This is a genomic window from Plesiomonas sp. ISS29 (assembly GCF_056522795.1).
In genome coordinates this window covers 296,451-315,326 of the sequence record NZ_JAWRZQ010000001.1, presented here as the reverse complement: position 1 = coordinate 315,326, position 18,876 = coordinate 296,451, and the positions used below count along the sequence as shown (strand labels likewise).

The 18,876-nt window shown below is 51.7% G+C and carries 18 protein-coding genes; 9 read left to right on the top strand and 9 right to left on the bottom strand.

What is annotated here, in order from left to right:
- Positions 1-39 precede the first annotated feature (39 nt).
- Entirely contained in the window at positions 40-789 is a 750-nt protein-coding gene (locus AC1HDJ_RS01385) for a YoaK family protein (RefSeq protein ID WP_479536646.1), read from the top strand.
- Here AC1HDJ_RS01385 and AC1HDJ_RS01380 read toward each other — a convergent pair.
- From AC1HDJ_RS01380 to AC1HDJ_RS01360, 5 genes are all read right to left on the bottom strand, one after another.
- Positions 786-1,487: an ATP-binding cassette domain-containing protein gene (locus AC1HDJ_RS01380; RefSeq protein ID WP_479536644.1), complete on the bottom strand. Its 702-nt coding sequence runs from the start codon at positions 1,485-1,487 to the stop codon at positions 786-788. The two genes, AC1HDJ_RS01385 and AC1HDJ_RS01380, sit on opposite strands and share 4 nt — an antisense overlap.
- A gap of 183 nt (positions 1,488-1,670) precedes the next feature.
- Positions 1,671-2,435, bottom strand: coding sequence for a high-affinity branched-chain amino acid ABC transporter ATP-binding protein LivG (gene livG, locus AC1HDJ_RS01375; RefSeq protein WP_479536642.1), 765 nt, complete (start codon positions 2,433-2,435; stop codon positions 1,671-1,673).
- A gap of 43 nt (positions 2,436-2,478) precedes the next feature.
- Positions 2,479-3,834: a high-affinity branched-chain amino acid ABC transporter permease LivM gene (locus tag AC1HDJ_RS01370; protein ID WP_479536640.1), complete on the bottom strand. Its 1,356-nt coding sequence runs from the start codon at positions 3,832-3,834 to the stop codon at positions 2,479-2,481.
- Positions 3,831-4,751: a high-affinity branched-chain amino acid ABC transporter permease LivH gene (gene livH / locus AC1HDJ_RS01365; RefSeq protein ID WP_479536638.1), complete on the bottom strand. Its 921-nt coding sequence runs from the start codon at positions 4,749-4,751 to the stop codon at positions 3,831-3,833. The genes AC1HDJ_RS01370 and livH overlap by 4 nt, the downstream gene beginning before the upstream one ends.
- 187 nt (positions 4,752-4,938) lie before the next feature.
- Complete coding sequence (locus AC1HDJ_RS01360) at positions 4,939-6,051, bottom strand: branched-chain amino acid ABC transporter substrate-binding protein (protein WP_479537188.1); 1,113 nt, start codon at positions 6,049-6,051, stop codon at positions 4,939-4,941.
- Positions 6,052-6,661: 610 nt separating this feature from the next.
- On the opposite strand from AC1HDJ_RS01360, the gene panM reads away from it, so the two are divergent.
- The 3 genes from panM (at position 6,662) to glpD (ending at position 9,649) form a co-directional block, all read left to right on the top strand.
- Positions 6,662-7,141: an aspartate 1-decarboxylase autocleavage activator PanM gene (gene panM / locus AC1HDJ_RS01355; RefSeq protein ID WP_479536635.1), complete on the top strand. Its 480-nt coding sequence runs from the start codon at positions 6,662-6,664 to the stop codon at positions 7,139-7,141.
- A gap of 56 nt (positions 7,142-7,197) precedes the next feature.
- Entirely contained in the window at positions 7,198-7,956 is a 759-nt protein-coding gene (locus AC1HDJ_RS01350; RefSeq protein ID WP_438623819.1) for a DeoR/GlpR family transcriptional regulator, read from the top strand.
- Between the two features lie 178 nt (positions 7,957-8,134).
- Positions 8,135-9,649: a glycerol-3-phosphate dehydrogenase gene (gene glpD, locus AC1HDJ_RS01345; protein WP_479536633.1), complete on the top strand. Its 1,515-nt coding sequence runs from the start codon at positions 8,135-8,137 to the stop codon at positions 9,647-9,649.
- Between the two features lie 148 nt (positions 9,650-9,797).
- Here glpD and AC1HDJ_RS01340 read toward each other — a convergent pair whose 3' ends face one another.
- Positions 9,798-10,232, bottom strand: a complete 435-nt coding sequence (locus AC1HDJ_RS01340) for a flagellar basal body-associated FliL family protein (RefSeq protein WP_479536630.1) — start codon at positions 10,230-10,232, stop codon at positions 9,798-9,800.
- Between the two features lie 118 nt (positions 10,233-10,350).
- Between AC1HDJ_RS01340 and AC1HDJ_RS01335 the strand changes: the two genes are divergently transcribed.
- A complete protein-coding gene (locus AC1HDJ_RS01335) occupies positions 10,351-11,088 on the top strand; it encodes a chorismate--pyruvate lyase family protein (protein ID WP_479536628.1) in 738 nt (245 codons plus the stop codon).
- Between the two features lie 15 nt (positions 11,089-11,103).
- Positions 11,104-11,964: a 4-hydroxybenzoate octaprenyltransferase gene (gene ubiA / locus AC1HDJ_RS01330; protein WP_479536626.1), complete on the top strand. Its 861-nt coding sequence runs from the start codon at positions 11,104-11,106 to the stop codon at positions 11,962-11,964.
- Between the two features lie 109 nt (positions 11,965-12,073).
- On the opposite strand, the gene plsB is transcribed toward ubiA, so the two are convergent.
- Entirely contained in the window at positions 12,074-14,515 is a 2,442-nt protein-coding gene (gene plsB / locus AC1HDJ_RS01325) for a glycerol-3-phosphate 1-O-acyltransferase PlsB (RefSeq protein WP_479536624.1), read from the bottom strand.
- Between the two features lie 134 nt (positions 14,516-14,649).
- Between plsB and AC1HDJ_RS01320 the strand changes: the two genes are divergently transcribed.
- From AC1HDJ_RS01320 to dinF, 3 genes are all read left to right on the top strand, one after another.
- A complete protein-coding gene (locus tag AC1HDJ_RS01320; RefSeq protein WP_479536622.1) occupies positions 14,650-15,006 on the top strand; it encodes a diacylglycerol kinase in 357 nt (118 codons plus the stop codon).
- Between the two features lie 75 nt (positions 15,007-15,081).
- The gene (gene lexA, locus AC1HDJ_RS01315; RefSeq protein WP_438623812.1) at positions 15,082-15,708 is read left to right on the top strand and encodes a transcriptional repressor LexA; all 627 of its coding nucleotides are present in this window, start codon (positions 15,082-15,084) and stop codon (positions 15,706-15,708) included.
- A 152-nt stretch (positions 15,709-15,860) separates the two neighbouring features.
- Positions 15,861-17,258, top strand: a complete 1,398-nt coding sequence (gene dinF / locus AC1HDJ_RS01310) for an MATE family efflux transporter DinF (RefSeq protein WP_479536619.1) — start codon at positions 15,861-15,863, stop codon at positions 17,256-17,258.
- Positions 17,259-17,411: 153 nt separating this feature from the next.
- On the opposite strand, the gene nfuA is transcribed toward dinF, so the two are convergent.
- Positions 17,412-17,987: a Fe-S biogenesis protein NfuA gene (gene nfuA, locus AC1HDJ_RS01305; protein WP_479536617.1), complete on the bottom strand. Its 576-nt coding sequence runs from the start codon at positions 17,985-17,987 to the stop codon at positions 17,412-17,414.
- 98 nt (positions 17,988-18,085) lie between these two features.
- Entirely contained in the window at positions 18,086-18,817 is a 732-nt protein-coding gene (locus tag AC1HDJ_RS01300) for a DNA utilization protein GntX (RefSeq protein ID WP_479536615.1), read from the bottom strand.
- Positions 18,818-18,876: the final 59 nt, after the last annotated feature.

Genomic DNA, 18,876 nt, shown 5'->3' with positions numbered 1-18,876 from the left:
TCCAGACCGCGGGATGATGTGGAGTATTGAGGTACTTCTATGGATTTCCCCCATAAAGAGCCCTTTTTGTTAGAACCTGTGGTGCTGTCATGGGTTGGTGGTTTTATTGATACAATAGGTTTTCTGGGGTTGGGCGGTCTGTTTATGTCCAGCATCATCCAAAACCTGATTGTGGCCGGCTCTGCTGCGCCGATCACCTTGACGTTTGCGCTGCTTAGCGTAGCTTTCTTTATTTTTGCGATGGCGCTGGTGGCGTACAGTTTTACCCGTAACAGCCGCCACAGTATTTTCTATAAAGCGCGCTGGTATGTGGCCGAGAGTGTGCTGTTGCTGCTTTGTATGGCATTTGGCAGCCGTCTTGATGCCTCGGGCATGCTCAACGAGTTTTTTCTGGGGCTGACTGCGCTGTGCGGGGTGGTAGCCATGGGTATTCATGCCGCCATTTCACGCTTGCTGCTGCGTAATCGTATTGGTACGGCTACCGCAACCGGCAACCTGATTCAGTTGACGATCCGCCTGACCGAGTATATTGCTGATCGTGCTGAGCAGCCTGATGATCTGCGCGCCGCTGAGCGAAAATTGCTGGTGAGCCTGTTCTGGTCGGTAGTCAGTTTTGTTGTGGGCATTGCGGTCGCCGTTTATAGCTTTGAACAGGACCAGTTTTTAGCACTGATCCTGCCCTGTGCATTGATGCTATTTTTAAGCTACAAAGAGTACACTTTTGCTCACTTAAACCGTCATCGTTCTGATACGGATACCGCTGTGAGCGGCGATCAAGAGCCACGTTAAGCGCCCAAATACGCCTCACACACCGCCGGATTTGCCAGCAGATCAGCGCCGCTGCCGGCCAGCACCAGATGACCGTTTTCCAGAACATAACCGCGATCTGACAGCTTAAGAGCCTGATGCGCATTTTGCTCAACCAGAAAAATGGTCATCCCTTCATCACGCAGCTGGGCAATAATGCTAAAAATTTGCTGGATGATGATCGGGGCAAGGCCGAGTGAAGGCTCATCTAAAAATAGCAGGCGCGGGCGCGACATCAGCGCGCGGCCAATCGCCAGCATCTGCTGCTCTCCGCCCGACATCGTCCCCGCACGCTGGGTTTTGCGCTCTGACAGGCGAGGAAACAGCGCGTAGACATGTGCCATGATCCGCTGGTATTCGGCTTTCTCGGTGAAAAACCCGCCCATCGCAAGGTTCTCTTCAACCGTCAGGCGCGAAAAAACCCGTCGCCCTTCCGGTACAATGGCGACCTCTTTACGCATAATTTGTGCTGTTGGCAGGTGGGTAATATCGTGCCCGTTCAGAATAATTTGCCCGCTGCTGGCTTGTGGATCACCACAAATCGCCCCCAGTAAGGTGGTTTTCCCCGCACCATTGGCACCAATTAAGCTGACAATTTCACCCTGACCAATTTGCATATTGATATTGTGTAGCGCCTGAATTTTACCGTAGTGGGCGCAGACATTGTGCAGCTCAAGCATACAACCTCCCTGTTTTCGTTCTTATTTTGACTGTTTCCTGAGATGACTCTTTAGCAGCTTACAATGTTATAAACCGTAAACTTGATAAAGCTTATTTGGGGGATGCAGAGCCATATCGTGCGTGCTTCCCACTCACTTTATACCCACTTACCTACTTACCACCAATAGAGTGAAAACAGATCCTTATGCCTCACCGAGATAGGCACGAATAACATCAGGGTGCTGGCGGATCTGATCGGGTGTACCGCTGGCCAGTGGCGTGCCTTGATTGACCACGTAAATGCGATCAGAGATGCCCATCACCAGCTTCATATCATGCTCAATTAGCAGTACCGAAACGCCGTAGTTGGCGCGCAAGTCCATAATCAGGTTGTTGAGGGCCTCGGTCTCTTTCGGGTTCAGGCCGGCTGCCGGTTCATCGAGCATCAGAATTTTTGGCTGCGTCACCATACAGCGGGCAATTTCCAGCAGGCGTTGCTGTCCGTAAGCCAGATTTCCGGCGGTACGGTTGGCATGTGCTGACAAGCCGATTTTTTCCAGCCAGTAGGCCGCCTGCTCAAGCGCCCGCGCTTCAGCTTGACGAAAATGGGCGGTTTTCAGCAAACCGGAGAACAAATTGGTATTCAAATGACGGTGCTGGGCAACCAGTAGATTTTCGACCGCTGTCATCTCTTTAAACAGCCGCACATGCTGGAAAGTGCGAACGATACCCAAACGAGCAATCTGATGACCGGCCAGATGTTGCGTTGGTTTTCCTTGAAACAGAATTTGCCCGCCGCTCGGGCGGTAAAATCCGGTCAGGCAGTTGAATACGGTGGTTTTTCCCGCCCCGTTGGGGCCGATCACCGAGATAATCTCACCGGAATTGACCGCTAATGCCACCTTGTTGACGGCCAGTAGGCCGCCAAAGCGCATCGTCAGATTGCTTACTTGTAGTAGTACAGACATGGCGGCCTCCGTAGGTAATGTTGCTGATTGATTGTGCGTTCATTCATTGGCCCAACTCCGTAGCTGCTGCTGACGGCGTGCGGTGAGAGGCGTGTTTGGCTGTCTGTTTGTCTGCCGGTGTTTTCAGTATCAGGTGTGGGCGTTGCATCGGCAGCAGACCTTGTGGCCGCCATAGCATCATGAGAACCATCATCAGCCCGAACAGCAGCATCCGGTACTCATTAAACTCACGTGCCAGCTCGGGCAGAACCGTCATTACGATAGCGGCCAAAATAATACCCACTTGTGACCCCATCCCGCCGAGCACTACAATCGCCAGAATAATGGCCGACTCGATAAAGGTGAACGATTCGGGGCTGATAAAGCCCTGTCGTGCGGCGAAAAAGCTGCCGGCAAATCCGGCAAAAGTTGCGCCGATGGTAAAGGCGGTGAGTTTGATGATAGTCGGGTTCAGGCCGAGCGAGCGGCAGGCGATTTCATCTTCACGCAGCGCTTCCCACGCTCGGCCTAGTGGCATCCGCAGGAGGCGGTAGATCACCAGCAGGGTGATAAAGACCAGCGCCAGTGCCATCAGATACAGGAAAATCACTTTGTTATCGCCGCTGTATGGCAGGCCAAAAAAGTGGTGGAACGTATCCCAGCCGCCCTCTTTAACGGTGCGGTTGAACTCAAGGCCAAACAGGGTGGGCTTGGGGATCTGGCTGATGCCGTTTGGCCCACCGGTCAGGCTGGTTTGGTTGAGCAGTAAGATACGGATAATCTCGCCAAAACCTAAGGTAACAATCGCTAAATAGTCACCGCGCAGGCGCAGCACCGGAAAGCCGAGCAGAAAACCAAACAGACCGGCCATCATGCCCGCCAGCGGCAGCGCCTGCCAAAAACTGAACCCGAAATAGCTGTTCAGCAGGGCGTAGGTGTACGCGCCAACCGCATAAAAACCGACATAGCCCAGATCCAGCAGCCCCGCCAGCCCGACCACCACATTCAGCCCCAGACCGAGCATCACATAAATCAGGGTTAAGGTGGCAATATCTACCGCCCCGCGTGAGGCGATGAACGGAAACAGCAGTGCAGCAACTACAGCGAATGTGGCTACCGCTCGTTTAGCAGCGGGTGTTTGCATCTGTTGTGGCAAGGCCAGCCGAGTGGATGACGAGAGATTTTGTGCTGGTAGGCGTGCTGTAACAGCAAGCACCGCACGCGTGAGTGCAGGGCGCAGTAATTGCACCATAAACAGCAGCAGTGCGCCGCCAAAAATCAGCTCAAGATGCCCGTCAGACGCGCCGCTGACAACCAGTTTTGCCCCTTCAGATGTCAGGCGTAATCCCATTAGCATAAAGGTCAGTACGATTAACATGCCGGCACAAAACAGCGCATGGGTGAAGCTCTGCTTATTCATACTTTTTCCACCTCTGGCCGGCCTAAGATCCCCGTTGGCATAAACAGCAGTACGCCAATCAGTAGGGCAAACGACATAATGTCTTTGTACTCAGAGCTGATATAACCGGCAGTCAGCGCTTCAACAATACCGAGTAACAGCCCGCCAAGCATTGCACCGGGAATACTGCCGATGCCGCCGAGTACCGCGGCAGTAAAGGCTTTCAGGCCAGCGATAAAGCCGACATACGGGTTTACTACCCCGTAGTAAGTGCCGAGCAATACACCGGCTACTGCCGCCATGGCTGCACCAATCACAAAGGTTAGTGAGATCACCTGATGGGTATTAATTCCCAGCAGATTGGCCATTTTGATGTCTTCCGCGCAGGCACGACAGGCACGGCCCATCCGCGAGTGGCGGATAAACAGTGTCAGCACCAGCATGGCAATAAAGGTGACAACCCAGATGGTGACCTGCATATAGCTGACCGAGGTTTCACCCGCTGGCCCGAAACGCCAGCCTCCTTCGGCCAGATGGGGAATTGCCAGATCGCGCGAGCCTTGCGCCAGCCGCACATAGTTCTGCAAGAAAATTGACATGCCGATGGCAGAGATCAGGGCAATCAGCCGTTTTGAGCTGCGTACCGGACGATAGGCCACCCGTTCAATGCTCCAGCCATAGGCACTGGTGATCACAATGGCCACCAAAAATGCCCCGCCAATCAGTAGTACGCTAGAATCGATACCCAGCATCATCAGCAGGCCGATGGCTAAAAACGCCACATAGCTGCCGATCATGTATACCTCACCGTGGGCAAAGTTGATCATACCAATAATGCCGTACACCATGGTGTAGCCGATGGCGATGAGTGCATAGGTGCTGCCGATAGTTAGTCCGTTGAGCAGTTGTTGCAGAAAGTAGAAAAAGTGCTCGGGCATACAAGATTCCTTCTCATCCCCAAAATGGTCATTATCTTTTGATGTGCTCTGCGTTGTGTGCAGGTGGCCGGTTTTTGTGAATGACCGGTTTATATTTATATTTATATTTATTCTTTATGGTGGTGCTGTGCGGTTGGGCCTAGCAATAGGGGGAAAGGGCGGCAGGGTATTATTGCCGCCCGAAAACTTATTTCACACTCGAAGAGCCGTCGGCGTGCCACTCAAACACCCCGAACTCAAACCCTTCCAGATCCCCCTTGGCATTCCAGCGCAACGGGCCCATCACGGTATTGACCGGCGCAGCGCGCAGTGCTTTGGCAATGGCTTCCGGATCATCACTGCCTGCACGTTTGATCCCTTCCACGATGGCTTGGGTAGCAGCATAGCTGGTCCAGACAAACGGGCCGGTGCTGTCGAGGTTTTTCGCTTTCAGCGCGTTGACTACCGGTTGGTTGGCCGGGTCTTGATCATATTTTTTCGGCAGTGTGACCAGTAAGCCTTCAGAGGCTGAGCCGGCAATGGATGAGATCTCTTTGTTACCGACCCCTTCCGGCCCCATAAAGGTGGCTTTTAAGCCTGCCGAGCGCGCTTGACGCAAGATCAGCCCCAATTCAGGGTGATAGCCGCCGTAGTAGACAAAATCGACCTGATCTTTTTTCAGTTTGGCGATCAGCGCCGAGAAATCTTTATCCCCCGAGGTGATGCCTTCAAATGCCACTACACTGACACCCGCCGCTTCGAGTGATTTTTTTACACTTGAGGCGATGCCTTCACCGTATTGCTGCTTGTCGTGCACCACCGCTACCCGCTGCGGTTTGACATTGTTGATAATGTATTTGGCGGCAGTCGGCCCTTGATCGGAGTCTAAACCGATAGTGCGCATCACTAAGCTGTAGCCTTGCTCGGTAATCGTCGGGCTGGTTGAGGCTGGGGTAATCATCAGCACGCCCTCATCCTGATACACATCAGAGGCTGGCTGGGTTGATGCAGAGCAGAGGTGGCCGATAACATATTTCACGCCGTCATTGACCACTTTGTTTGCTACAGCTACCGCCTGTTTTGGATCGCAGGCATCATCGTATTCAATAGCCACAATTTTGTCGCCATTGATGCCGCCGGCTTGGTTGATTTGTTCAACAGCAATACGCGTGCCGATAAATTGCATGTCACCGTACTGGGCCACTGACCCTGAAAGTGGGCCTGCTACCCCAATTTTTATCTCGGCTGCCTGAGCATGGCCAAGTAAGACCAGTGCGCTGCCTAACGCGATTGCCAATCGGCTTTTTTTCCCTGTGAGCATCGCCATTATGATTATCCCTGTCTTGGTTGGCTAGAAGGTCATACGCATCGTCGAACAGCATTCGGTACGTTGGTAAGAGAGTCGGGCGTGGTGCTTGCACACATAATTGCGAACTTGCTTGCATCCATTCCATAACATTCTTAACTAAACAACCTTTTAACATCACTCTATATCAGGAAACAAGTGAATTTATTCTCCATAAAACCACCATTAACACAGCATAAGATTTCAATATGTCTGTACTGAATCAATTAATCTGGTTTTTTACTCTGAATATGACATTTAAACGGTAGTTTAATTTCAGTAAGGAGACCAATAGTCAGTATATTTATCGGAAACAAAAAAATCGGGTATGCGGTTTTTTCTGTTGCTAAATTGAGCTGTGTTGTCTCAATTGCATATCAAACCGCGTGAATACAGATGCATCGTTCAACTTTGTTGTAGCACGCACGATAATCCACAATCTTTGACAAGCTGTTATCTGCCTTCGAGAAGCGGTAATTTATCGGCACGCCGTGGCTAATAACTGCGGTAAACTCGGCAAGCTTGTGTGGTAACTAGCAACAGAAAACCACAGTAAAACAGATGATTGGGATAGGGAAGGCATCGCATGAAACTCACTATTGAGCGGTTAACGGAACTGACATCTGCCGATCAGGCTGATTTAGCCAAACTTTGGCCACACAATCAGACCCGAGAGTGGCAACAAGCTATACAGCCGGGTAACGGGCTGCTGATTGCGCGTTTTAATGATCGCATTTTGGCAGGCGTGAAATTGCGTGCGTTGCCTGATTTATCGGCTTTTGAGTTGATAAATGCTCAACATACAGATCAGCAACCTGGCACCGCCGAACTGCATGATTTGTGTGTTCGCGCGGCAACGCGTCGGCGTGGGGTTGGCCGTTATTTGTTGCAGCAGTTACCACTGTTAATGCCGGAATATCAGCGTTGGGTGATCACGCTGCCGTGCGTTGATAAGGTGACCCTGTCTGACAATACAGGGGAAGACCTCGCCACGCTGAGGCTGTTTTTGCAGCACTGCGATTGGCAACAGCACGGTGCGTATTTTTCTTTCAGCCAGACTTCCTAATAAGATTAATAAAAACAACAAGCATCAGTAAGATAAATAAGAGAACGGGAGAGAGCGTGAAACAGACATTAAGGCATGAAGCGATAGTCGAGTTGGTGCGTGAGCAGGGTTACGTGAGTACCGAAGATCTGGTCGCGCACTTTTCGGTCAGCCCGCAAACGATTCGGCGCGATCTCAATGATCTGGCTGCTGACAATGTGATCCGCCGACATCATGGTGGAGCAGCGTTGCCCTCTAGCTCGGTCAATACCGCCTATCATGATCGCAAAGGCATGTGCTCGTCAGAAAAGGCGCGTATTGCGCAGTCGGTCGCTGAACTGATCCCCGATGGCGCAACGCTGTTTATTGATATCGGCACCACGCCGGAGGCGGTAGCGCACGCTCTGCTGTCGCACCGTGATTTGCGTATTGTGACCAATAACTTAAATGTGGCCACTTTGCTGACCACTAAAGAGGATTTCACCGTTATTTTAGCCGGTGGTGAGGTGCGTAACCGCGATGGCGGTATTGTCGGCGAGGCAACGCTCGATTTTATCTCTCAGTTTCGGCTCGATTTCGGTATTTTGGGGATCTCCGGCGTTGATCTTGATGGCTCAATGCTGGAGTTTGATTATCACGAAGTGCGCACCAAAAATGCGATTATCGCCAACTCACGTTGTGTGATTTTAGTGACAGACCACTCCAAATTTGGCCGCAGTGCCATGGTGAATTTGGGGGGAATCGATAAGGTCGACTACCTGTTTACCGATCAGCTACCTCCACCACAGTTGGTGAAAGTGATTGAAGCGAGTGATGTCAATTTGGTGCTGTGTTGATTGCCGGTGAGCTCGGCTAATATTACCGTCTAAAGAGGCGCTTGAATATCGGGCGCTTTTTTTTGCCCATAAAACCCTATTATTTATAGGGATGTTTTATTTTTGTTAAGAGATGGATAGCTTCATTATTTTCGATTACACTCGTTTTTGATTGATAACGAACATTTTCGGGGCGAGCATGGATATCAAAGATCTGATTGTGGTAGGTGGTGGCATCAACGGCACGGGCATTGCCGCTGACGCAGCAGGACGTGGTTTATCAGTGGCATTGTTTGAGGCCGATGACTTGGCCAGTGCCACCTCATCAGCCAGTTCAAAGCTTATTCATGGTGGCTTGCGTTATCTTGAACATTACGAATTTCGGCTGGTGGGTGAAGCGCTAGCCGAGCGAGAAGTGCTGCTGAAAATGGCCCCGCATATCGCCTTTCCGATGCGCTTTCGCCTGCCACACCGCCCGCATTTGCGCCCCGCATGGATGATCCGTGCCGGGCTGTTTTTGTACGATCATCTGGGTAAACGTACTACCTTGCCGGCAAGTCGCGGTTTACGTTTTGGTGAAAACTCAGTACTAAAACCGCAAATGGTGCGCGGATTTGAATACTCAGATTGCTGGGTAGATGATGCGCGTTTAGTGGTATTGAATGCGGGGCAGGTAGTTGAAAAAGGCGGTGCAGTACATACCCGAACCAAGGTGATTCAGGCTATGCGCGAAAACGCGCTTTGGCGGGTAGAAACCGAACACAGCATCAGCGGTGAGCGCCAGACCCATTATGCGCGCGCGCTGGTCAATGCCGCCGGCCCGTGGGTGAAAACCTTTTTTGATGAGAGTCTGCACGAGGCCTCACCACGCGGTATCCGCCTGATTAAAGGCAGCCATATTGTGGTGCCGCGCGTACACAGTGAGCCACAGGCGTATATCCTGCAAAATGAAGATCAGCGGATTGTGTTTGTGATCCCGTGGATGCAGGATTTCTCGATTATCGGCACAACCGATGTTGAATACCACGGTTCACCGCGTGATGTCAGCATTGATGAGGATGAGATCAACTATCTGCTGAAGGTCTACAATCTGCATTTTAAGCATCAACTGGTACGTGATGATGTGGTCTGGACTTACTCGGGAGTCCGCCCGTTGTGTGATGATGAATCAGACTCAGCACAGGCAGTTACGCGGGATTACACGCTAGAGCTCTCTGATGAGCAGGGCAGCGCGCCGTTGCTGTCGATATTTGGCGGTAAGCTGACTACCTACCGCAAACTCGGGCAGGCCGCGATGCACAAATTGCAGCCCTACTTTGCCAATATGGGCGCAGACTGGACAGCGCAAAGTGTGCTGCCGGGCGGTGATTTTGGCATGGATCGTGATAGCTATGCGCGGCATTTGCAGCAGCAGTATCTGTGGTTACCCGAGGCGATGGCGCGCCGTTATGCCTATACCTACGGCAGCCGCAGCCGCGTGATTTTAGCGGGAGCGAACTCTCTGGCCGCGCTCGGGCAGCATTTTGGCCATGACTGCTATCAGGCCGAAGTGCACTATCTGCAAACCCACGAATGGGCGTTGACCGCCGAGGATATCCTGTGGCGTCGCACCAAACTTGGCATGTATTTGACTGCCAGCGAGCAGGCTGAGCTGGCAGCCTATCTAGCTGGCTCAACAGTATCGGCTGAATACGCGCCGATGATGACAGCTTGAACAAGATAATGCGCTCAAGTCGCCCTTTTCGGCGATTTTAGGGGGATGCAGCAAGGCTCAGTCAGTATTTGGCTGAGCCTTGCTGCCTTTTATAACACTATTTTTCCACTCGATTTTTTCTGCTCTGTTTCCCCACCCAAATAGCTAATTACTGATACATATAAGTGGTAAATAGCACATCAAGTACCGGCTTTTGCCCCAACTCTTTTTGCAGCAGGGTATTTACCGCCTCAAGGCATTGCTTGCGGATTGCCTCGCGCTGCTGCTGTGAGCGAACTTGCTGCTCACTTTGCGCGCTTAAAATCCAGATCAATGCATCTCTTATTTGCGGCTCATGCTGCGCGATTTGCTCTTTCAGGGGGGTATTGGTCACCATCAGGCTGACGCTCACCCGTAAAAACCCCAGCTGGCGGCCATTGGTTTGGTAATTTGTCACAATATCATCCCCCAATAGTAAATACTCGTAGGGGGATACGGCCGCTTCTGTGGTGTTTGCACTGTCATTGCCATCCTGAGCAAAAGCAGCAGGCAGTGGCAGTAAAATCAGCAGTAGGGTAGTAACACGGCAAAGAGATTTGAGCATAGCGTGACCTGTCTGGGTAAATCTGTTAACGGAAATTGGGCCGTTAACTGATAGAATGAACAAAATTAACGGGGCAGTTCAGCGGCCTAGGTATGCAGCAGGCAGTACGGAAACATGTTTGCTGATCATCGGATTATCGCCTTTTACTGCCCGCAATACGGTAAATAGTACCTACGAAATCATCATGAGTGTGCTTGAAACTGACTTTTCTCCGAGGTGGGATATCCTGCCTTTAGATGCGCATTGGCAGCCCGCGAGCGCCTGTAAACTTACGGCGTTGCAGGCCGAATGGCTGTGCAGTCTTGGCTCGATGACCGAGCGTTTACGTGCATCTTGTAGCACGCTGCGCGTTAGGGTCGGCCACGAAGGGTTTGTCAGTCGTAGCCAGTTAGCGGCCTGCGAGTGGCTTTCTTTACCGTCATCGTCTTTATCGCAACCCTCTGTGTTGTCATCAGCGTTGCCGCCAGAACCGGCGCAGCAAAGTGTGCAGCAACAAGGCGTAATGCAACAGATTGCTGATGATGCGGCAACACTCTGGCTGCGTGATGTACTGCTCTACTGCGATGGTGTGCCGTGGATTTTTGCCCGCACGTTGATCCCTAAGCAGATGCTGCAACAGCAGTGGCAACATCTGCCGGATATTGGGGCAGAGCCTATCGGCCAGACCTTGTTTGCTGATCCGAATTTGCAGCGGCAAGCGCTGGAGATAGCCACCCTTTGTTTGCCACCACCACTGGCTCAGACACTGAATCTGGCCGATGATAAGCCTTTGCTGGCGCGCCGTTCACAGCTAGTTACGGCTGCACAATCGCTGCTGGTTACCGAAGTTTTTTTACCTTTTGCGCCTGTATATTGATAGGGAGTTTGGCTCATGTTTAGGGAGAAGTTGAGCGCTTACTGGCGTCTGATGCGAATGGATCGCCCCATTGGCACGTTGTTGTTACTCTGGCCAACCTTGTGGGCACTGTGGCTGGCAGCCGATGGGCAACCCACACTGCCGATTTTGCTGGTCTTTGTGCTCGGGGTGATAGTGATGCGCGCGGCCGGTTGTGTGATCAATGATTATGCTGATCGTAAGGTTGACGGGCATGTTAAGCGCACGGCATCACGCCCGCTGCCCAGTGGTCTGGTTAAACCTAAAGAGGCCCGCTGGCTGTTTGTCGGGCTGATTTTTGTTGCCCTGCTGCTGGTGCTGACACTCAACTCCCTGACGATTCTATTATCACTGGCAGCTCTGGCCTTAGCCTTTATCTACCCGTTTATGAAGCGGTTTACCCACCTGCCACAAGTGGTATTGGGGGTAGCGTTTGGCTGGTCAATTCCGATGGCATTCGCCGCTCAGACTAACGTGTTACCGCCGAGTTGTTGGTTACTGCTACTGGCCAATATCTGCTGGACAGTGGCCTACGATACCCAGTACGCGATGGTTGACCGTGATGACGATCTGCTGATTGGCGTGAAATCGACAGCCATTTTATTTGGCCGTTTTGATACCCTGATCATTGGTCTGTTGCAGTTGGCGACGTTGGTATTGCTGGTGTTAGTGGGTATGGTGAGTCAGCTTGGCCTGCTCTATTACGGTGCAATTTTGCTCAGCGCAGGGCTGTTTATTTACCAGCAACAGCTATTGAAAGCGCGCGATCGTAGCGCCTATTTTCAGGCATTTCTGAATAATAATTATGTGGGAATGGTGCTGTTTATCGGTATTGCGGGAAGCTATTTGCTGCATTGATTATTGTGTTGCTATACCGGTTGTTATCCTTTCCTTTTGGATAAAAAAAATGCCCTGACACTTATCAGGGCATTTTTTTATTCGTGTATTTCTACGATCTCTATCAACACTATTCTGCTAACGGTGTACCGTGGTGAGCGGGTAGCGCGCTGTAGATCGTTAAGCGAATTTCGGGTGATAACTGCGGGCTGAGTAGCGCTTTGAGTTGTACCACTTTTTCGGTGACCGCATTATCGTTCTCATCAATACAGCCGACACTTTGTAGGGTGCTGACCAGAGAGGCAAACACTGCTTTATCAAAGAACTCCGGTGCATTGATCCCGTGCAGTACCGACAAGCGCTGCGCAATAATCTGGCTCTCTTTTTCCAGCTCTGCGCGGCTAATCGGTGTGTCGGTATTGAGCAGTGTTAAGGTGATGGCGTAGCGTTGCAGCGTTTCACGCACACCAGCGGCCAGCAGTTGCAGCGGGCGGATGCGGTCATTGTTTAGCAATAACTGCTCACCATGCTGCACAATTAACCCCTGACGGGCCAACTCTGCAACCAGTTGATCAACAACACCCGCCAACTCTTCAGGCGTATAGCGCATAAACAGCTCAGCTTGCATCAGCGGGTACAGACCGGCCACTGTGGTGTGCAGTTGCGCCAGACTGATGCTCTGCTGGCAGATCACCACACTGGCAATCAGTGAAGGCAATGCCAGCATATGCTGAATGTTGTTGCGGTAATAGGTCATCAGTACCGCCTGTTTGCGATCTAACAACATAATATCGCCCAGACTATCTTTCTCGACCTGCAGCTTATCGAGCGTCATCACATGCTCAAGCAGAGTAGCGGCGGAATCGGTTGGTACTGTGCTGTCAGCGGAATAGGGTACGTTTTGCAGCAGTTGCTGGTAGCAATCAAGCTGCTCAAGCAATTGATCACGCGTCAGTGCCCGCTGGCGGGAAGCGAGCAGCGCTGTTGCCGTCAGGTTCAGCGCATTGGCTGCTGCCGCATTGTTGATGTGTACCATAATTTGCTGCGCGATACCGTTTACGGTGGGCGATAACCACTGTGGGCGCTGTGGCTCAATCGGATCTATCGCATCACGCCACTGGGGCACATGTTGGTTCAGGTAGGGCACCAGCGGAATCGGCTCGCCGAAGTTCACATAGCCCTGACCTAAATTGCGCAGCTTGCGCAGAGTGCGTAAAATTTGCCCTGCACTCTCTTTTTGCTTGGCTGCCCCGCGCAGTTCATTGGCGTATGTGCCAACTTCCATGACATGCTCATAGCCGATATAGACCGGCACAATTGAAATCGGGCGTTGTAACCCGCGCAGCATCGCCTGTAAGGTCATACTTAATGTACCGGTTTTCGGATCAAGCAAACGGCCGGTGCGTGAGCGCCCGCCTTCAATAAAATACTCGACCGAATAACCGCGGGTAAACAGCTCGGCCATGTATTCACGAAATACCGTTGAGTACAGCTTATTGCCTTTAAAGCTGCGGCGGATAAAAAACGCCCCGCCACGACGGAAGATTGGCCCAGCAGGAAAGAAGTTTAAATTAATACCGGCGGCAATATGCGGCGGCACTAACCCCTGATGATAGAGCACGTACGAAAGTAGCAGGTAATCCATATGGCTGCGATGACAAGGCACATACACAATCTCGTGGCCATCTTGTGCCAGCTGGCGTACGCGTTCGGCATGGCCCACGTTGATCCCCTGATACAGCCGATTCCACAACCAGCCTAAAAAGCGATCACCAATCCGTACCAGCTCATATGAAAAATTAGCCGCAATCTCTTCCATCATGCCAATGGCTTTTTGGCGCGCTTTTTCCGGAGATACACCGGTGGCGGTGACTTCATCGGCTACCGCTTTTTCAATTGCTTTTGAGTGCAGCAGCTGGTTAAACAGCGCTTTACGATCAGGCAGGCGCGGGCCTGCCGCGACCAAACGCTGACGCGAAAAGTGCATCCGTGCCACCCGCGCCAATTTTTGCGCGATAATCTGGTCAGTACCGTGTTGATCGGCCATATAACGTAGCGATACACAGTTAGAGAAGCGCACAAAACTGTCGCGGCCCAGCCAGAGTACGGCCATCAACTTTTGAATGCCGTTGAGCAGGCGCAATTTGGGTAACACCAATTGCCCTTCATGGCCGGGTGCCCGACCCCATAACACAGTCACGGGCACCATCTGTACGTCCAGCGTCGCATCTTCGCGGTGCAGATCCAGATAGTCGTGAAAAAGGGTGATAGACTCCGGCTTTGGCACACGGTCTTTGAACACCGTTGGGCGCTCATCAATAAACACGTAGCTTGGCAACTGTCGGCCATGAATATTGAGCTTGGCCAGCGGATCAGGCAAATGCTGCGCTAAACAGTAGCGGCGCAGTGTTAATAGGTCAGTCTCTGACTGATAAGGCAAGACGTACAGGATCGGGCGTGCCGGATCAATGTTCAGCTCGCGAATTGGATCTGCGGGGATCAGTTTGCTACGAACCAGCAATGTCAGCGGCAGATCTAAAAATTTGTGATAAATATGCTTCCAACCAGACATGGTGTGGGGCCTCAACATCCAACAAAACCGGGCAAGAATAGCAGAAATAACTGGTAAGATCAGATTCACCCGCACAGTCATAGTAACGTTTGGCCGTACAGCTTCATAGATTATGTAAACAACGAGGAAGTAACATGCAAAAAAACACCGGATTTACCCGCGTATATAAAGCCGCAATCTACTCATGGCAAGGCTTTCAGCACGCATTTCGGTATGAAGCTGCATTCCGCCAAGAGCTAGTTTTAACACTGGTGATGCTTCCGCTAGCGTTCTATTTTGATGTTACGGCCGTTGAGCGTGTGTTGATGATTATGGTGATCGGATTGGTGCTGATTACCGAGCTGCTCAACAGTGCCGTGGAGGCGGTAGTTGACCGTATTGGTAGTGAATACCATGAGTTAGCCGGCCGCGCGAAAGATATGGGGTCGGCGGCGGTTTTTGTGGCGTTGGCACTTGTACCACTGGTCTGGGGAATTATTCTCTGGCCATAGTGATTACGGGGTGTTCAATGCGATAACTCCTGTATATACTGCCAGTATAGCTGTATAAAAAAACAGGATAAGACGATGAAGCCACTGACCGAAAGACAGCAACAGGTTTACAATCTGATCCGTGATCACATCGTGCAAACCGGAATGCCGCCAACCCGTGCTGAAATTGCCCGTGATCTCGGTTTTCGTTCACCGAATGCTGCAGAAGAGCATCTGAAAGCGTTGGCACGTAAAGGCGCGATCGAAATTGTTGCCGGTGCGTCACGTGGTATTCGTTTGCTGGCGGAAGTTGAGCCGGAAGAGGCCGCCAATGATGGCTTGCCACTGATTGGCCGCGTAGCTGCCGGAGAGCCTATTTTAGCGCAGCAGCATGTTGAAGGGCACTATCAGGTTGACCCAACTCTGTTTAAGCCGAGTGCCGATTTCCTGTTGCGGGTTAATGGCATGTCGATGAAAAATATCGGTATTATTGATGGTGATCTGCTGGCAGTGCATAAAACCCAAGAGGTACGCAACGGGCAGGTTGTGGTGGCTCGGGTTGATGATGATGTAACTGTAAAGCGCCTTGAGCGCCGCGGTAATCAGGTATTCTTGCATGCGGAAAATGAAGAGTTTTCGCCGATAGTGATTGATCTGCGCAGCCAATCACTCACCATTGAAGGGCTGGCGGTTGGGGTTATTCGTAATAATAACTGGATGTAATCTGCCGACACTAGCACCTGTTGCTGTTAAAACCCGCCATGTTATGCCATGAGCGGGTTTTTTATTGCCACCGCGAAACCCCGCGGCATGGCTGTGATGAAAGTAACCAAAACATAAAGACAATTAAACGATAAAAAGGAGATCTCCCCCCGATGATGCCGCAAACTCTGTTCCGACGCTGTTGGTCGCCGACTGACCGGCGTTTGTGGCAACTGGCGCTGCCGATGATCTTTTCCAACATCACTATTCCGCTGCTGGGGTTGGTTGATACCGCAGTTATCGGCCATCTTGATAGTGCGGTGTATCTGTCGGCGGTGGCCGTTGGCGGCATGGTGCTGGCTTTTTTAACCATGATGTTCAATTTTTTGCGCATGAGTACCACCGGCATTACCGCACAGGCCAAGGGCGCGCAGGATAACGATCTACAAAACAGCACCGCAACACTGTTGCAGGCGCTTGGCCAACCTTTGCTGCTCAGTGGGTTATTGAGCCTGCTGTTGTTACTGTTACAGCAACCGCTGATCCAGCTGGGGTTATCGATCAGTGGCGTTTCCGGTGTACTGCGTGAGTATGCCGAGCTTTATTTGCAGATCCGCTTTTGGGCTATTCCGGCTACCTTGGCAAATTTAGTACTGCTGGGCTGGCTGTTGGGCATGCAAAAAATGAAAGCACCGGTCTTGCTACTGGTGTGCGGAAACCTCACTAACATTGTGCTGGATATCGCGCTGGTGTTGCATGCCGACTGGCAGGTGCGTGGTGTTGCTGTTGCCAGTGTGTGTGCCGAATATGTGACATTGCTGATGGGGTTGTGGCTGGTGTGGCGCACCGTGCGTGCGGCGCAGATGGTGAGGCTGCATCCGGTGGATAAGCCACACAGTATGATCAGGTCATTACTGGGTGATAGAACCACATGGCGGAAAAACAGCGGGCGGTTGTTGTCATTAAACCGAGATATCTTTCTGCGATCGCTGGTTTTACAGCTCTGTTTTGCCTCTTTTACCGTACTTGGTGCCCGTATTGGCGGTGATACGGTGGCCACCAATGCACTGTTGCTAAATTTCCTGACCTTTACCGCCTTTGCGCTTGACGGTTTTGCCTATGCCATTGAAGCGCTGACCGGCCACGCTATCGGCGCGCGCGATCAGCGAACTCTGCGTACCGTATGGCGGGCAGCCTGTCGACAATCATTGCTGTTGGCCGCCCTGTTTTCATTTGCCTATGCGTTGTGGGGTCAGCAGATTATCGCATTGCTAACGCATCTTCCCGCACTGCAAGAGCAGGCTAATCTTTACCTGCCGTGGCTGGTGGCATTGCCGCTGATTGGTGTGTGGTGCTATTTGCTTGATGGCCTGTTTATCGGGGCGACCCGCGGCCGAGAAATGCGTAACAGCATGCTGCTAGCCGGATGCGGCTATGCACTGACGGTGGTGATTGGTTTCACGCTGGGCCGTGGGCAAAATCACGTGTTGTGGCTGGCACTCATGGTGTTTTTAGCTCTGCGCGGGGTGTCGCTGGAGTATTACCGTCGCACCCGTTTAATGTGCGAGTAACATGCTAGGCTTAAATGGAAAGGGTGATACAAACCAAAAACCGACGCGCTATTGCGCGTCGGTTATCACAGCGGTAGCAATGTTAAATATTACTGTGCTGCTATCCACTATTGTGGTTATTAGGCAGTTATATTAAGTACTTATATTGAGTGCTTAGTAAAACGAGTGATCGCCGCGCTGATGCTCGGTAATATCCTTCACCCCTTTTAGCTCAGGGAATTGTGCCAGCAGCTCTTTCTCGATGCCCTCTTTCAGGGTGACATCAATCATTGAACAGCCGTTACAGCCGCCACCAAATTGCACGATAGCATAGCCATCATCGGTGATCTCCATCAGAGATACTCGGCCACCATGTGCGGCTAACTGTGGGTTAACCTGTGATTGCAGCGCATACTCTACGCGCTCGGCCAGCGGTGCATCATCGGCCACTTTACGCATTTTTGCGTTGGGCGCTTTGAGGGTAAGCTGTGAGCCGAGTGCGTCGGTGGTAAAATCAATGTCCGCATCTTCCAGATAAGGCACGCTCATGATATCGACATAAGCAGAAAAGTTGTAAAATTTCAGCTCGGTATCCTTATCTTCTACCGCATCGGCAGGGCAGTAGGAAACACCGCACTCGGCATTTGGCGTACCGGGATTAACAACAAAAACGCGGATGTTAGTGCCTTCGGCCTGTTGTGCCAAAAGCTTACTGAAGTGGGCTTGTGCAGCATCAGAAATGCGGATCATGGCTCGTCTCAATAGTTGACTGATTTACTTGGTTAAACATCATACACCCTTTCATCAGGCCTGAGTAGTACAGGGTTCACGCATTTACGTTGATTGCGTTACTGGGTACGACACAAGCACCAGATCTGAATGTGGCTTGCCCCTTGCTCGCGCAGTGCATGGCTTATCACGCTGACCGTTGAACCGGTCGTCACCACATCATCGAGCAACGCAATCCGTAAACCGTGCAGCGGTTTAGTCACCGAATAAGTGTTTAGCTGGTTGAGCCGTCTTTCACTGGCGCGTAGCGTATGTTGGGCACGTTTACTCTTATAACGGATCAGCGCGTCAGGATCGAGCGGGATGTGCAACCAGTGTGACAAGGCTCGGGCAAGATATTCACTCTGGTTAAATCCGCGCCACCATTGGCGCTGGCGTTGCAGCGGTACCGGTAAAATCAGATCTGGCCACGGTGCGGGATTTTCGCGCCGCGCAGCCAGCAGCGTCAGCAACAACTGGCGGGCCAGCGCTTCGGCCAGCCAAAATTGCTGTCGGTATTTCAACTTTGCTAGCAAATAGGTAAATGGCTCGCTGTAGTCGGCAATTGCCGTCAGGCTGTCCCATGGCGGAGCTGAGGTTTGGCAGAACATACAGCGGCTATTCGGGCCTGAACGGCTAATCCCGCACCGGCGGCAAGGAAAGGTTATCAGCGGAAAGTGGCTTTTGCAGACACTGCAAATACCGTGCTGGCGGTGATAGAGTGGTTGCTGGCACACCAAACAGGGGCTGCGTGTATCTGCTTGTAGCAGGCGCGGCAGTGCAAATGAGCGCGGTAACGGCCACCATGGCATTGGGTTATCCCTTATCAATATGGTTTTGGCTCTAGTTTTCGCTTTAAGTTTGAGGTTAC